Raw genomic sequence first — 15,018 nt, 5'->3', positions numbered from 1 at the left:
CCCTGGTCCGAAGCTACGGTCTGCGCCAAGAGTTCATCACACCATATTGTCCGCAGCAGAACGGCATGATGGAACGATTGATCCGGTCGCTGAAGGAGCAATGCGTTCATCGCCAACGCTTCGAAAGCCTAATCCATGCCAGCCGAACAATTGCTAATTGGGTTACGTTTTATAATGGCTTGAGGCCTCATCAGGCGCTTGCAATGAAGACACCTAACGAGGCATACAAATTAGCGGCATAACTTGAGCAGAAATTGCTGGGTCAATACACCATTGTACACCTGGCATAACGGAAGCCTTCCTTAGTTCGGTGCCCGTTATCTATTTCAGCTCTGACATCCCAATCAATCAGGACAAAAAGCATGGGCTAACTGGTATCGATCAGACGGCACTGTATGCCAGCATCTGCAAAGAATCCTTTGTAATTACAAAGGTGGAGGAAATCCCCTTTATGTTGCGCCGCGCTTTTAGAGTGGCAACTTCGGGTCGACCGGCACCTGTACATATCCGCGTACCGATCAATATCTTCCACGATGAAGCTGAGATTTCCGATCTATATGCCGAGCCGATTTACTGTGAGTACCCAGCACATCGCCCAGTCGCAGATCACGCTCAAATCCGCAAGGCGATCGAGGTGCTGTTAAATGCGAAACGACCGGTGATTATTTCCGGTCAAGGTGGACTCATTTCTAAGGCATCAGATATTTTGCAAGAGCTGGCTGAGCTGTTGCAGATACCAATTGGAACAACCACGCCGGGCAAAGGCACAATCCCGGAAACTCACCCCTTGTCGCTTCGTGTGATTGGCGCAAGAGGTGGTATGGAATACGCCAACTCCTATGTAAAGGAAGCGGATGTGGTATTCTTTGTCGGGACCAATACAGATTCGAGCTCGACCAATCATTGGGAGCTTTATGGCGACCGCTTTGGCAAAACATTTATGCATCTGGATATTGCGGAGGCGCATGTCGGCAATAACTTCCCGGTTGAGGTTGGTATGGTCGGTGATGCACGCGCTTCACTTGAATACATGGTGGCCCTTATAAAAGCAGAGCACCTTAACTTGGATCGAGAGCCCCTAGATCTGACAGTAATGAAACGTACAGCGCTTGATGCTGTGTTTAACAGCAACATCGAGATGCCCAAAGGTACGGTGTCACCGGTTAAGCTGTCGCAGGCCTTGGACAAGATTTTACCAGCGAACGGGATTGTTACCTCAGAGCCAGGTGTAAGCGCAATTTACCCATCCGCCCTTCTGTCAGTCAGGGAAGCGGGCCGCCGCTATATCACCAACTATTCCATGGGTGCGCTCGGCTACTCCGTACCGGCTGGACTGGGAGCAATTTACGCGGCTGATGGCCCAGTTATTTCCTTTACCGGAGATGGCTCGTTTGCCTTTGTCATAGGTGATATGGAAACGCTTAAACGCAGCGGAAAAAACATCACTATCATCCTGACGCGCAATGATGTGTACGGTTGGATTCGAGGCGAGGCTATTCTACTAGACGGTGTTGACGAGCCGTGGAGCACGGACTTTGGAGCGGTTGATTATCTCAAGATCGCGGAGGGCTTTGGGTTCAAAACGGCAAGAATTACGTCAGAAGACATGATTGAAGATACACTGCGCGCAGCAATCGAACACGAAGGCGCAAGTTTTATTGAGATGATGGTTCCCTCTCAGGATCAAATCGTGCCGTTCGTTCCGAACTGGGTTGAAGCTGCCAAAAAGATGGGGCTTCCTTACTTCAACTAGTGCATGGCGCTGCCCATATGGCCGCAACCCAAAAAGGCAGGAAGGCGAAAGCACAGATTCCTGCCTTTTATCTTAGGCTGCTGAGCCGTGGCTTACTTCAGGGATACGCGTCAGCGCCAAATGCTACGTGCCGATCTGAAACACGGGACCTTGGTCGGTTTTCGCCGTCCTATGACATTGGCAGTCGAAATGGTTCGGTAAACCTGAGCATATAGCACATATGGAATTTGCTCCTACAATCGACATGATGCCAAGAACAGGAGATTTACATTGCAAGACGCCCGTGTCGCGATCTCACTCCGGCATTCAAGACGACGGTGGGCTTTGCAGCAGTTCGTGATGAGAAGTCGAGCAGCAAGGTGACTCTCGTTTCCCAAGCCAAGTTCTGGGGAATTTTATCATTGTACTTTTTAAAGTTGTATCTACTATATTGTTAAATTAAAATTGCGGCGAGATTTTTTGTGGTGCGTGTACTTTTGCTAATTTCATTACTTACAATTGCTCTGACAGGCTGTCAAAGTCAAAGCACTTGCAACAAATCTGATGAATGTTTTTCTAAACGGATCAGTTCTTCCAAGAAAACTATGGAAACCTATGCGTATAGAGATGTCTTTCGCGACACAACAGCGAAGTCTTGGAGCAAAAGCCAAGGAACGCATTACGAATATTTTAGCAAAAATGGGCGTTCATACCTTGTGTATCCTGGGAGTACACATGTGCTGAAAGGGCGATGGGAAGTCGTACACACAGGTTCTGATGCAGAAATCTGTACGCAATACCCAGTCAACCAACGTTCAGGTGTAGCTGGCAGGCCCAGTGGTCATTGGGAATGTAAAAACACGTTCACCTATACAACACATCTTGATGAGATCCGACTAGGCGACCCCTTACGCTTAGCTCGCACAAACAAGCTTCCTAAGGTACTTCCGCATAACATTAACCTATCAATCCAAGCAGCCATGAACGAAGTCGGCTACAAGGCAAAGCTTTCACGCAACAAGGTTTGCAAGTGGTATCGAGAAACTTGCCTGCCATAGATAGAAGATCATAGGCCACTTAAAGTTGATCCGGCAAGCGTAACGGTTTTTCGCCAACCACAATTATATCAACAGTATCTTCCGTTTTTGCCGCTTAATGCTTTCCTCCCAATCCCTCCGTCATGCAAGATCTAATGCTTTTGTCCTGTGGGCTGACTATGCGGGCGAAATGATAACCTAAACTTAGACAAAGCTGACATTTAGCAACGCTTTTCAAATAAATTGGCACTACCCTCAAGCCTGACCAATCAGTTCCAACAGGCCAAAGCGGACTATTGATATTCCGATTGATCAGGCCAAAAGGTTCTATCGGAACTTTTTCACCAACCGGCCCAAGGCGTCCGATAATGTGTCTGGTGTTTGTGCAAAGCAAAGACGGAACCAACCAGGCTCCGACATCATAAAGGCTTCACCCGGCGACAACCCAACTTTGACGGTGTCAATCAGTTCGCGTGCATAGGATACAGTGTCTGTGACGCCCTCGACTTTGAAAAAGGCGTAAAACGCGCTCTGCGGTAGTGGGTTGAGGACGTTCGGTAATGGGTTAAAAGCCTCACACACCAAGTCACGGGCAGTTTGATAGTTGCGGTTGGTCTGGGCGATAAAGTCCTCCCCCTCCCGGATGGCAACAGCACCGGCGCGCTGAGCAAACACCGGAGCGCAGGCAACGGAAAACTCTTCAATCTTCTCCACCACCGGAGTTAGACTAGGCGGCAAGGTCAACCAACCAAGACGCCAACCCGTCATGGCCCACGCCTTGGAAAATGAGTTAATCACAATCAATCGGTCTTCAGGTTCACAAACGTCGAGAAATGACGGTGAAACTTTCCGATCATAGACTGTCCGTGCATACACCTCGTCAGATATCAGCCAAGTCCCTCTTTGACGAAAAACCTTCATGATGCGTTCCATTTCAGAGCGCTCAAGCATGAAACCGGTCGGGTTCGAAGGTGAGTTGATCAACACCACCTTGGCGTCGCGTGTCTTTTCGAGAAAGACGTCAACATCCAAGTACCAAGAGTTATCCTTCAGTTCCAGCTCATGGGTAATCAGATTTGCGCCCTGCAAGCGAGGAATTGCAAGCAAATTTGGAAATGCCGGTGTCAGTGTCGCCACTCGGTCGCCTTCTTGAAGCACTGTCTGAAAGGCTAGATTAAGCGCATTTCCACCAGACACGGTCACAGCAATGCGATCGGCACCGATTTTCTGGTTATAGAGTGCCGTCATGTATTCTGCGATCGTTTCCCTCAGGAATGGCCGTCCTAAACCCTCCGCATAAAAGGTTTCGCCCGCGGACAGGGATTGTGCAGCAGCATCGCAGATAAACCGCGGTGTCGGTACATTCGGTTCACCAAACCAAAGTGGAATCAAGCCATTCACATTCATAGACGCATTAGCGAGTATCCGGGTAATAGACGGGGCTGCCTCGACTGCTCTGCTTTGCAGTCCGTCAATAGCCAAAGTCGTCAATAGGTTGCCCTCCCACCAGATAGATCGAAGACGGCACCACTGTTGAACGAACAAGCTTCTGATGAAAGCCACATGACAAGCTCAGCCACTTCTTCGACATACCCAAGGCGCTTCATCGGTGACTTATCGATCATGGTCTGCACGAATTCGGGCGTCATTTGCTCAAGGATGGCGGTTTTAACAGCAGCTGGTGCAACGCAGTTGACCCGGATGTCACTCTCAGCGAGCTCTTTAGCGAGCGATTTGGTAAACGCAATTACGCCGGCCTTTGCCGCGCTGTAGGCTGATGCGTTTGGCGTACCCTCTTTGCCTGCCAAAGATGCCATATTCACAATCCGGCCATAACCACTCTGCTGCATGACGGGTACTATGGCCTGAGCAAGAAGAAACGATCCAACGAGGTTCACATTGATGATGCGTTGCCATTCGGATTGATCATAATTGACAACTGGCACCGTTGATCCAGCAAACCCTGCATTGTGAGACAGGAAGTCGATCTTTCCAAACGACTCCAAGGTCTTGTCGCGCGCTGCTGCCACTTGAGCTGCATCACTTATGTCCACCTTGCAATAATGGGTGTCATCACTCGGTTCGAACATATCCCAAACAGAAACCTGCGCCCCAGCTGCACTGTAGGCACGTGCGATTTCAGCACCTATGCCGGCTGCGCCGCCGGTTACAACTGCCACGCGGCCTTGAAAATTATAGGTTACATCACTCATCAGCTTACCGAATAAACGTCTTTACATAATCGGCACCTAGGCCAACCTTTTCAAAGTGTGCTCGGCACATGTCAATCTTGGTGAAGACATCTTCGTAGCCGAGGTGATTGCCTTCCGGGTCGACGTAATACATCACGCCATTTACCTGAAAGTAGGTAATCATTTCCTCTACATCATCAGGAACAACGAGCGTGTGCGTCTCACCTGGTGGCTCAAACACATAGCCGCCTTCGCGCGCTTCCCATTCATGTTCAAGGTAGTGCCAGCGTCCCTTTAGCACAAAACCGTGAACCGCATTTGGGTGCCTGTGACGTGACAGCACGCCTGATTTAGTCACCTTCAAAAGGTTCATCCAGTAACCTTGGCTGACGTTCAAACATAAGGGACGAAAGAACACATGCTCTGCTTGTTGAACCCACATGCGGGGGTCATCTTCACTAAGAGCACTTGGAATAACGATTTCAGGCAAAGCATCCTGTGGCATCGGGTGCTGGTACGGCACGCGCGGGTTTTCATCTTTTTCTACTAGTGGCATGGGGCTCCTCCCAATTTGCATTGTTTGTATAGCCACTAGGGTTTCGCATCTCCGGTCAAGGAGATATAACAAATGCGACATTATGTTGTATTGCATGAAAGAAACAACATTTTCATGGCTTGGAAAGCCAGTTACCCTCTTGAGAATACAGGAATAAATGTCGCATCTACTCCATCTAACACTAGCCAGAAGCACAGATTCAAATAAAGAAACATGCCAGTAATAACTCGGTTGACGAAAATGTGAGTGGGACGTGACGACAGCGAAATCTCTCGGGGGGCGTTTGGCATATCGCCCCAATCTGGAACGGGCCGATGCCCAGCAGCTACTACCTATATTTGATAGTATTTTACCTCAGAGTAGCGTAGACGCCGCAGCTGAAGAAATCCGGTCATGGGAAGCATATGAAGCATCGCCGCTCATTCCGCTTGACCAGCTGTGCCACGAACTGGATCTAGGACGCCTTTGGTTGAAACATGAGGGCGATCGCCAGCCCACCAAAAGCTATAAGATGCTTGGTACCCCATATGGTGTTTATCGTTATCTGGCGCAGGAAATACACCGGCGCACAGGTTTACCCGAGCCTTCTTCTAAAGATATTATAGATGGTGGGTTTCGCGATCTTGTAGCTGGTTTGACAGTCGCCTCTGCAACAGATGGTAACCATGGATTTGCACTGGCGTGGAGCGCGAAGCATTTTGGTTGTCGGGCTGTGGTTTTTGTTCCCTCCTGGGTTAGCCCAGGCCGAATACAAAGGCTCAAACAGGCTGGCGCTCAGGTTGAGGTTGTGGATGGCGACTATCTCGCCGTCGATAAAGTTGCAGCAGACGCTGCGGCGCAGGAAAACTGGAAAATCGTCTCTGCACTTGCAAGCACGGGTGATACCGAGACACCACTCGATATCATGGCAGGATACTCCTTAGTTGGACGTGAACTTGTCGAAGCGTTCCCTGGTACACCCAAACCAACCCATGTGTTCGTACCTTGCGGTGCAGGCATACTCGCCATTGGGGTTTGCATGGAACTCGTGCGAGCCTGGGGCAAACAAGCACCAGACTTCTTTCCAGTCGAAGCGGAGCCTACCGCATCAATGTTTCGTAGCAAGGGCTTGGAAAGTCCCGTTGTCCTGCAGGTTGATGATGAAGTGGTTATGGGCGGACTAGCCTGTGGCTCCACGTCTTTCCAAACGTGGCCGGGCTTGCGCTACGCTTCTACTGGTTTCTCATCTGTCAGCGAAGACGGCGTTGCTGACGCTCTTAGCCTTCTTAAGGAGAAAGAAGGTATCATCACCGGTGAGACCACCATGTCTACCGTCATGACGATCATTCACGCAGCTCATGATCCTGCCACTCGGCGACTAATGGGTCTAGATCAGTCGAGCCGCGTCGTGATTGTCGGCACAGAAGGTGTCGTTGATCCAGAACGCTATGAAGTGTTGACGGGTATCGGCCTATCTTAATCCTGCGGCGGTTTGACGGTCGACTGGGCGCCCACCTGTGCGAAGAGATTTTTCGTTTCGATCGTTGGCGTCTCTGTCATCATTGTTGACGCGCTCTGGCTTGATTTCCTGAAGCTACCCGGATTTTCTTTATAAGAAGCTTTAAACAAGCGCGAGAAGTGAGAGGCATCGGAAAAGCCACACTCATAGGCAATTTCGGTAATTGATTTACTGGTATTCGAGAGTGCCCACCGTCCATGACTGAGGCGAAGTCTTCTCCAAAACACAATGGGCGATACGCCGGTATGGGCATCGAATATTCGCTCGAGCTGCCGGCGACTGATTCCGATCTCTTGCGCCACCTCCGAAATTTTTCGATTGCTGCTCATCCAATGGTTCATGAGCGAGACCGCTCGTTCGAGGTTTCGGTTTCCCGATATCTCTAGATCGGTGTAATTGGCTGGTCGCTCCGGGAGGTTTTCAAGCTGTACACTGGCGGACATGAAATCGATGCATTTGAGCGCACGCGAACGTCCACAGTGGCGCTCGACAAGCGCCAAGGACATATACATCGATGATACACCGCTAGAACAAGAATAGATGCCGTCGCTATAAATATAAGAGGTTCCGGAATCTGGAATGGCATTAGGAAACCGGTCTTTGAATTTCCCTGTATCTCGCCAGTGTACGGCACAGCGCTTGCCATCGAGCAAACCGGCATCACCTAAAACAAACGTTCCGAAACAGGCAGCACCCAAAGACACCCCCCTTTGATGCGCCTCCCGTAAATACTCATGAAATTCTGGTGGAACCAGCTCCACACCATCAAGCCGACCGCCGATCACTATAAGGTAGTCGAAATCAAAGCGATCACCAAAGTTCTCCCAAGGGGCTACTGGGATCCCAGCACTTGACGTAGCTGGCAGGTTATCTGTTGTCAGAAAAGTCCATCGACACAGGTGTTGTCGGCTCCAATCGGCAACATCGGCAGCGTGTCGCAAGGGATCGCAAAAGCTCGCTAGAGACAGCAACGAGAAATTGGGGACCAACACGATACCAACATCAAGCTCAGGAGTAACATTGCTCGACAGTGTCTGCTCATTATCGTGGTACCTGAAACCTGCTGTCATGCCCAAACATCGCCCTTCAACTCGTTCCGCCTGTAAATTCTCAAGACAAAAGCGTACTAAATATTGTCGCAAATATACAATGCATATTCTGCAAGCGTTGTCACGTAAACCTGAATACAGCATCCAATTTGTGTTGTTATGCTAGCTTTTGGTCCAGAATTCTAGAATAGCAAAGGCGGATGAACGCAGCTTGGACCAGTTACAAGCATCGGTGTATGCTGCAGTGAATTTTCGCTCACGCGGTTTGGCTCGCCCATCGTTTTTCGCCCAGCACGCGCGATGTGAAGGAAATGCTGTTGGCGCGCGTGGTTAAAGCCTTCTATGAAACCACCCAGCGTCGGGGGGCACTGTCAAGTTGATGAGCGCTTTGAGATCGCGTAGTTATTTGCCATGCTTAAACTTAATGTATTTCCCGCTCTTAAAGGTTACCGTTTTCCTCGCAGCATTATAGGTTACGCCGTTTGGGCCTATCACCGGTTTGCCATGAGCCTGCGAGATGTTGAAGATCTGCTGGCCGCACGGGGAATAGTACTTTCCTACGAGACGATCCGGGATTGGGTAAACAAGTTTGGGCGTTATTTTGCTGGTAAAATCAGGCGGGGCCGGCCAACTTGTATTGACCCAGCAATTTCTGCTCAAGTTATGCCGCTAATTTGTATGCCTCGTTAGGTGTCTTCATTGCAAGAGCCTGATGAGGCCTCAAGCCATTATAAAACGTAACCCAATTAGCAATTGTTCGGCTGGCATGGATTAGGCTTTCGAAGCGTTGGCGATGAACGCATTGCTCCTTCAGCGACCGGATCAATCGTTCCATCATGCCGTTCTGCTGCGGACAATATGGTGTGATGAACTCTTGGCGCAGACCGTAGCTTCGGACCAGGGCCGTATATTTTCGCGAGGTAAAAACCAAACCATTGTCGCTTCTGAGAAGAAACGGCTTCTCCACCCTGCCAAGGGTGCCGAACCGGGCAATCAGCGCATGCTCCAACATGGCCTCTCCATAGGCTTCTTGCAGATCTCGAAGCTTCTTCTCGTACTGCTGGCGAACATCCAAAGGATTGGTACGCAGAGCATTCTCCATGCCTTTGCGCGCATCCTCTACCCAACCTTCAATCTCTGAAGGGGACAGGTCGTAAGAACGGCTAGCCTCGGCCACCGTCGTCTTGCCCTGCAGGATCTCAATAACAAGCGCCGATTTGCGCTTCGCTGTCCAACGCTTGAAACCGTCTTCCAATGTCTCACTCATCGCTACCATTTTCCTCACTGTAGCATGAGCAGGAACTCACTGGGTCAATACAGCGGACCGCGCTACATTAAGGTTTCTGCCCGCTCCGTGCGCTATCGCCGCCGCGACCTCATCGCTTGGGCTGACAGCCTTGCTGTCTTCAATACCGCTCAGGCGGTATAAAACCAAGCACGTTTCGCAGGCCCGGCATACATCACCGGGCTTTTGCATAGCAAAGGCGGCTCAGCCCCAACGCTTTGCCCCTCTCCTTCTCTCCCTAAACAATTATTGCGTATTCGAACGACAGCAGCGCTGTCGAAGAAGGGGGGTCTTTGTAACACCCCCCTCTAGAAATACAAAATCGTGGACCAGCGTAAACCATGCAGATTAAACTCGTACATGCCGGATTTGACAGTATAGAAATCACCTTTGTCGGCTGCTTACCAGAAACCGTTTTGGCTCAGCTACGTGAAGCAAAAGAAGTCGCACAAAAAGAACAGAAAGACCAAAGCGTCAGCTTGAATAGTGACCGTGTGCGCGGCTGTGTACGCCAAACGGGCCTGAAAGGTGGCTATGCCTTTTTGTTGGACACCGGCCCAGATGGAGAGCTTTGGAGCATTAAAGACAACACAAACACAACCGAATGGAACTTAGCCGTTAAGCTTCATGCCAGCGCCCTCGTCTGCATGAACTTTGAACAGGCGCGCTTCCAAATCTATCAGCGCCTACATGATCTGGACGCCACATTCGGGCAAGAAAGCATAAGGCGAGTAGACTTCGCCTTTGACTTCCTCATGCCCGCAAACTTCGAGCTGAGCCATAATCATTTTGTCGCCCACTACAAAACCAAGGTGCGCCCATATTTTGAGAAGAGCGCACCACCTAAGAAAACGCGCCAATCCAGTGAAGGCGATAACTTCGTGTTTTGTGGCCGCAAAATTGAATCTGTCACGCTTGGTAAGATGCCGGGTCGGCAAATCTGTGTGTACGACAAGCGCCTTGAAGCGCTGACCAAGAAGAAGCCCTTCTGGTTCAAAGTTTGGGGCATTGACCCAAAAGACAAAACTAAGAGTATTTGGCGGGTTGAGCTACGAGCGGGCAAAAAAGAACTGAAGGACAACTGGAACCTGCGCACCTTTGCCGATATCGAGTATGGCATTGGCGATGTTTACAAGGACGCTATCAACACAACACGCTATGTTTCGCCCTTGAAGGGAGATAGCAATCTCTCAAGGTGGCCAAACCACCCTCTTTGGGAGGCGGTAAGCGCGGCGCTCAGCAAAAAGCTCTCCCGCTATCAGGCGGGCCTGACCCGAGACCAGCTGAAAGAGACGATAAAAGAGCAGCAGCAAGAAATCCATATTCAGCAAATCACCGGCAACGCTGCCAGCCTTGCTGCCCTGCTTGATTTAAGTGCAAGCGAAATCCGCGAGGATTTTGCCGACCAAATAGCCCAGACCCTGCAAAACAAAATCGATCACCCCGATGAAGCATTCTGGAAAAGCCTACAACGGGCGGAGAAGAGAATGGGGTGGTGAGTGGTCCTTAAATAGCTGTTCGATTGTCAAGACTGCCCTTCTCGTTGGCATAAAATACACATATTAGTTGAGAACATAGAAATTTACAGCATGTTAGTAATCGCAATACAATTATCACCAATAACCAGCACTAAACAACTGCATTAAATAACCAGTATATTGTTTATTCATACTTCCCTTACGAAAGAATTTGTGCGAAAAATGGAACAATTTAAAGTAGCTTTCACAAAATTAAGAAAACAATAGGTTCTTCAATGTCAGAAGTAGAGCAAAAGCCGCTCATTGTCAGACGACTAGAAATTAAAAATTTTAGAGGCGTCAAGAAAGGCTCCGTTGATTTTCAAGGCCACACACTTCTTGTTGGTGGCAACAATGCGGGCAAGTCGACGATTTGTGAAGCGCTGGAACTTGTCCTTGGCCCTGAGCGCGCCTATCGCCGACCTATCGTAAATGAGCATGACTTCCACGCAGGCCGCTACCTCGACGACGACGGAAATCCGATCTATATTAAGATTGATGTGGTCCTGCTTCATCTACCCGAAGAGATGGAGAAGAAACTCTTTTCAAAAACACGTCCTTGGAGTGATATGAAGGGCGGTTTTGTGGATGAAGAAGGCGCTATCCCGGAAGCTTCCGATGGTGAAGATGTAGTCCGTGCGCTGCCACTGACCTTCATTGGATACTATGACCGCAAGGAGGATGATTTTGTCGGGACGACGTATTTTGCGCATCCTGTGGAAGAGCTTGGCGAAGATGATGAACACTACGGTAAGCCTTTTGCAGGACTGAGCTTTTTTCCCCGAAACTGGAAAACGCAGTGCGGTTTCATTTACTTGCGAACACTGCGTACAGGACGCCGCGCGCTTAGCTTACAACGTGGATCGCTTCTCGATACGATCCTACGACTCGGCGACACTGGAAAGGAGTCAATGTGGGAAAGCACGTTAAAGCAACTAAGTTCGTTGACCCCGCCTATCGGTGACATTCCTCAACTCGAAGGCATTCAAGCACAAATCAAGGATCGCATAGCACAGTTCGTCGGCTTGTCTGCAGACACTGATGCAACCGGCTTTTATGCTTCTGATCTGACACGAGAGCACTTGCGGGAGGTCGTCCAGCTTTTCCTGAAAAGCGAGGGTAGCAATTATGCCGTCCCGTTTAATCGGCTGGGGACGGGCGCGGTGAACGCGTTGGTTTTTGCGCTGCTAACTCATATCGCTGATTTGAGGGGTAATCGTGCCATTATATTTGCAATGGAAGAACCTGAGATTGCCTTGCCACCCCATGCACAGCGCAGGATTGCCAATTATCTGCTCGGCAATATGGGACAGGCCATCATCACTTCGCACTCTCCATACGTAATTGAAGAGTTCGACATGGCAAATGTAAGGGCCATCTCGCGCGAGGATGGTGCGCTCTCCTCCGATGGTGTCCCGACGGATATCATTAAGCATAGCGTCCTGCGCACCAATCGCAGGCAGCTTGCCGAGGCGGTGCTTGCACGAGGAGTGATCGTGGCGGAAGGCGATACAGAAGCCAAGATGCTGGCGGCAGCAAGCTACATGTATGAAGCACTCGACAACTCGGGGGCTTACACCCCGCTTGATTTGATGGGGGTCAGCGTGTTCGACGCGGATGCACAGTCCAACATCCCCAAATGGGGACCTTTCTTTGGAGCCCTCAAAAAAAATACCTTCGCTTTTCACGATAGTCCCAAGAAAATGTGGACAGCCACACAAACTGCCAATCTAGACACCTATCACCATAATTTTGAGAGTGCCTACACAGGCACCGAAGACTTGCTGTCTGCCGAAGTACCTGTTTCTGTACATCGGAGGTTTCTTAAACTAGCTGCTAAACATCCCGACTATCCGACCGACAAAGGGTATCTCAAGGCTGCAGCACTTGATGATGAAGTAATTGCTCTGTCCAAAGCTGTCCTTAAGGCTAAGAAAGGTTCGGGTTTTGCCGCCCTGCTGATTGAACAATGTGAAACGTTGGAAGAGATGCCAGTAACGGTAACACAATTCCTCAAAAAGGTCGCCGCTGACATTGCACTATCAAAATCTGGATAACATAACAAGTGATGATGACACGTACAGCAACTTGGGCGACCTCGACCCACACGATATAGATATCGCGGATCTGATTTAAGATATGGCATTTGAAATTTGTAAGAAACGCCAATCGGTCATAGATGAAAATGGTCATGCGCTTGTGATCGGCGGACCGGGCTCGGGGAAGACTACGCTCGCACTTTTGAAGTGCAAAGGCATTTTGGATACACTTTCACCCGGCCAAAGTATTTTATTCCTGAGTTTTTCTCGCGCAGCCGTGCAACAAATTCTTAGGCGCTGCCGTGAAATTCTCACCAAGGACGAGATGAAGCGCATTGATGTGCGAACCTATCACTCCTTTTGCTGGGACATTTTGCATTGTCACGGGCGATTACTTGGAGGACGCCCTCTGAAGATGATGCCCCCATCTGAGGAAGGTGCGCGGCGCACACAGTTTGATGGGGATTGGGCAGAGGAAAGCAAGCGGCTCAAAGTGGAGGACGGGATTGTCTGCTTTGATCTCTTTGCATCTGCTACAGCCGAGCTTTTAGAAGGCAGTACGCATCTGCGTACATGGATGGGACGATTGTTCCCATTGGTCATCCTTGATGAATTTCAGGATTCTGATGATGACCAATGGCGTTTCGTCCAGCAACTAAGTGCTGTAACACAAACTTTATTCTTGGCCGACTCCGAACAGAGGATATTCGAAGGTTCGTTTCGGCCTGGCGTACGAGCGGATAGACTGGATATCCTCAAGAACACGATCACGCTTCGTGAAGTCGACCTCCGCGACGACAATTATCGTAGCGCGGACAGCGATATTCTTGTGATTGCCGATTGCATCTTAACTGGAAAAGGCCCGCTTCCGAAGAGTGAGGACGTCAAGGCTTTGTGGTTCGACTATAAGAACCAGTTCGCGGCAACCGTACACTTCGCCGTTGCTGCGACACTTGGGAACTTGCGCAAACGAGGAATCGATAGCCCTACCGTCGCCGTTCTTGCGCGCAGCAACGACCTAGTGGCAGAAATTTCGGATATTCTAGAGGTGCCGCATGCCTATAATGGCAACGATTTGAAGCCAATCCCACATAATATCATTTGGGATCAGGAACTATCAGCATCGGCAGGGGTCGCTATAGCGGGGGCGTTGGAATACAAGTCCTTGGGCACACCTTCTGCAAGAATGAATATGCACTCCAAGATCGAAGATTATTTTCTAGTTAAGAAGGACTTCTGCGAACGGTACGGAGGGCGAGGCGCGGACGCGGCAAGTAAGAAGGCAACACGCTTTGGAAACTCGAAAGCAAGGGTGGCGAACGGCAAAGAACTCTCACGGGGCTCACCTCGAACCTTTGAAGAGGCGCTTGCGGCTATTCCCACACTGTCCGGTGATCCAGTTGCTGACTGGAAGGCGGTAAGACGCGCTTTTCTAGCACATAAAGATCTGAAAGTAATCTTTCAGGATGCTCGGATGGTCAGGCTATTCCGTGCATCCGACACGCTGGCTACAACGCTTGCAGAGCGTTGGTCGGAGCGTGCAACCTATGAAGGAGCGGCGCGTTTGATCCGTAGTGTGCTTGATCAGGAGAGGCTCATCGGTCATGAGCTTGATCCCAAAGGGGTTTCTCTGATGACCATACATAAATCCAAGGGAAAAGAGTTTGGTGGGATAGTGCTGGTCGAAGGGTTGTATTCAAGCCCGTTCCTTCTTGATCATGAAGCACCCAACTTCGCACCGTCTCGTCGCCTGCTCCGCGTTGGGATTACGCGAGCACGTAGCTTCGTTCTGTTGGTACGTCCGAGTAAAGCAAAGCCGTTGGTGGAAGCGTAGATAGCGGCGATAAACTCGAATCCGCTTTGAGTTCCGCGACTACAGTCAATGACTAAAACAAATACCTGCTTCCATACTGCTTCCAGAGCTGATTATGAGATCGTGATGCTGGAAACAAAAAACCCGTTAAATCGTTGACTTAACGGGTTAATTCTTGGTTGCGGGGGTAGGATTTGAACCTACGACCTTCAGGTTATGAGCCTGACGAGCTACCGGGCTGCTCCACCCCGCGTCAATCTGGTGCTTTTTGTGTTTGTTTGAATTTGAAGTGTGTGTGTG

At 50.0% G+C, this 15,018-nt stretch carries 11 protein-coding genes, 1 tRNA gene and 1 pseudogene; 7 read left to right on the top strand and 6 right to left on the bottom strand.

Going from position 1 to position 15,018, the window contains the following annotated elements:
• The first annotated feature begins 2 nt into the window (after nt 1-2).
• Entirely contained in the window at nt 3-242 is a 240-nt protein-coding gene (locus tag AYK82_RS18670) for an integrase core domain-containing protein (protein WP_425272581.1), read from the top strand.
• Nucleotides 243-451: 209 nt separating this feature from the next.
• Entirely contained in the window at nt 452-1,753 is a 1,302-nt protein-coding gene (locus tag AYK82_RS17670; RefSeq protein ID WP_156453426.1) for a thiamine pyrophosphate-dependent enzyme, read from the top strand.
• Between the two features lie 1,343 nt (nt 1,754-3,096).
• Here AYK82_RS17670 and AYK82_RS17665 read toward each other — a convergent pair.
• From AYK82_RS17665 to AYK82_RS17655, 3 genes are read right to left on the bottom strand one after another with little or no spacing between them, the layout of a single operon-like run.
• A complete protein-coding gene (locus AYK82_RS17665; protein WP_068319142.1) occupies nt 3,097-4,260 on the bottom strand; it encodes a pyridoxal phosphate-dependent aminotransferase in 1,164 nt (387 codons plus the stop codon).
• The gene (locus AYK82_RS17660) at nt 4,257-4,982 is read right to left on the bottom strand and encodes an SDR family NAD(P)-dependent oxidoreductase (RefSeq protein WP_068319140.1); all 726 of its coding nucleotides are present in this window, start codon (nt 4,980-4,982) and stop codon (nt 4,257-4,259) included. Before AYK82_RS17660 ends, AYK82_RS17665 begins: the two co-directional genes overlap by 4 nt.
• A gap of 4 nt (nt 4,983-4,986) precedes the next feature.
• Nucleotides 4,987-5,517: a 2,4'-dihydroxyacetophenone dioxygenase family protein gene (locus tag AYK82_RS17655; RefSeq protein ID WP_068319137.1), complete on the bottom strand. Its 531-nt coding sequence runs from the start codon at nt 5,515-5,517 to the stop codon at nt 4,987-4,989.
• A 253-nt stretch (nt 5,518-5,770) separates the two neighbouring features.
• Here AYK82_RS17655 and AYK82_RS17650 point away from each other — a divergent pair, with 253 nt between their 5' ends.
• Nucleotides 5,771-6,976, top strand: a complete 1,206-nt coding sequence (locus AYK82_RS17650; RefSeq protein ID WP_082734037.1) for a diaminopropionate ammonia-lyase — start codon at nt 5,771-5,773, stop codon at nt 6,974-6,976.
• On the opposite strand, the gene AYK82_RS17645 is transcribed toward AYK82_RS17650, so the two are convergent.
• Nucleotides 6,973-8,085 (bottom strand): GlxA family transcriptional regulator, encoded by a 1,113-nt coding sequence (locus AYK82_RS17645; protein ID WP_068319133.1) that lies wholly within the window; start codon nt 8,083-8,085, stop codon nt 6,973-6,975. The two genes, AYK82_RS17650 and AYK82_RS17645, sit on opposite strands and share 4 nt — an antisense overlap.
• Nucleotides 8,086-8,475: 390 nt before the next feature.
• On the opposite strand from AYK82_RS17645, the pseudogene AYK82_RS18450 reads away from it, so the two are divergent.
• Nucleotides 8,476-8,694, top strand: a pseudogene (locus AYK82_RS18450) (IS6 family transposase); the annotation flags it as partial.
• Nucleotides 8,695-8,725: 31 nt separating this feature from the next.
• Here the strand turns inward: AYK82_RS18450 and AYK82_RS17880 are convergent.
• The gene (locus AYK82_RS17880) at nt 8,726-9,331 is read right to left on the bottom strand and encodes an integrase core domain-containing protein (protein WP_082734035.1); all 606 of its coding nucleotides are present in this window, start codon (nt 9,329-9,331) and stop codon (nt 8,726-8,728) included.
• Nucleotides 9,332-9,690: 359 nt separating this feature from the next.
• Between AYK82_RS17880 and AYK82_RS17635 the strand changes: the two genes are divergently transcribed.
• The 3 genes from AYK82_RS17635 (at nt 9,691) to AYK82_RS17625 (ending at nt 14,739) form a co-directional block, all read left to right on the top strand.
• Complete coding sequence (locus tag AYK82_RS17635; protein WP_068319130.1) at nt 9,691-10,848, top strand: hypothetical protein; 1,158 nt, start codon at nt 9,691-9,693, stop codon at nt 10,846-10,848.
• Nucleotides 10,849-11,102: 254 nt separating this feature from the next.
• Nucleotides 11,103-12,923, top strand: a complete 1,821-nt coding sequence (locus tag AYK82_RS17630; RefSeq protein ID WP_068319128.1) for an ATP-dependent nuclease — start codon at nt 11,103-11,105, stop codon at nt 12,921-12,923.
• A gap of 82 nt (nt 12,924-13,005) precedes the next feature.
• Nucleotides 13,006-14,739, top strand: a complete 1,734-nt coding sequence (locus AYK82_RS17625; protein WP_068319125.1) for a UvrD-helicase domain-containing protein — start codon at nt 13,006-13,008, stop codon at nt 14,737-14,739.
• 155 nt (nt 14,740-14,894) lie between these two features.
• Here AYK82_RS17625 and AYK82_RS17620 read toward each other — a convergent pair.
• Nucleotides 14,895-14,971 (bottom strand) — tRNA-Met (locus AYK82_RS17620).
• Between the last annotated feature and the right edge of the window lie 47 nt (nt 14,972-15,018).

Origin of the sequence: Polycladidibacter hongkongensis (assembly GCF_001561995.1) — a bacterium.
Classification (GTDB): Bacteria; Pseudomonadota; Alphaproteobacteria; order Rhizobiales; family Stappiaceae; genus Pseudovibrio; species Pseudovibrio hongkongensis.
The sequence above is the reverse complement of the archived record's forward strand: the minus strand, read 5'-3'. Positions and strand labels throughout refer to the sequence as shown.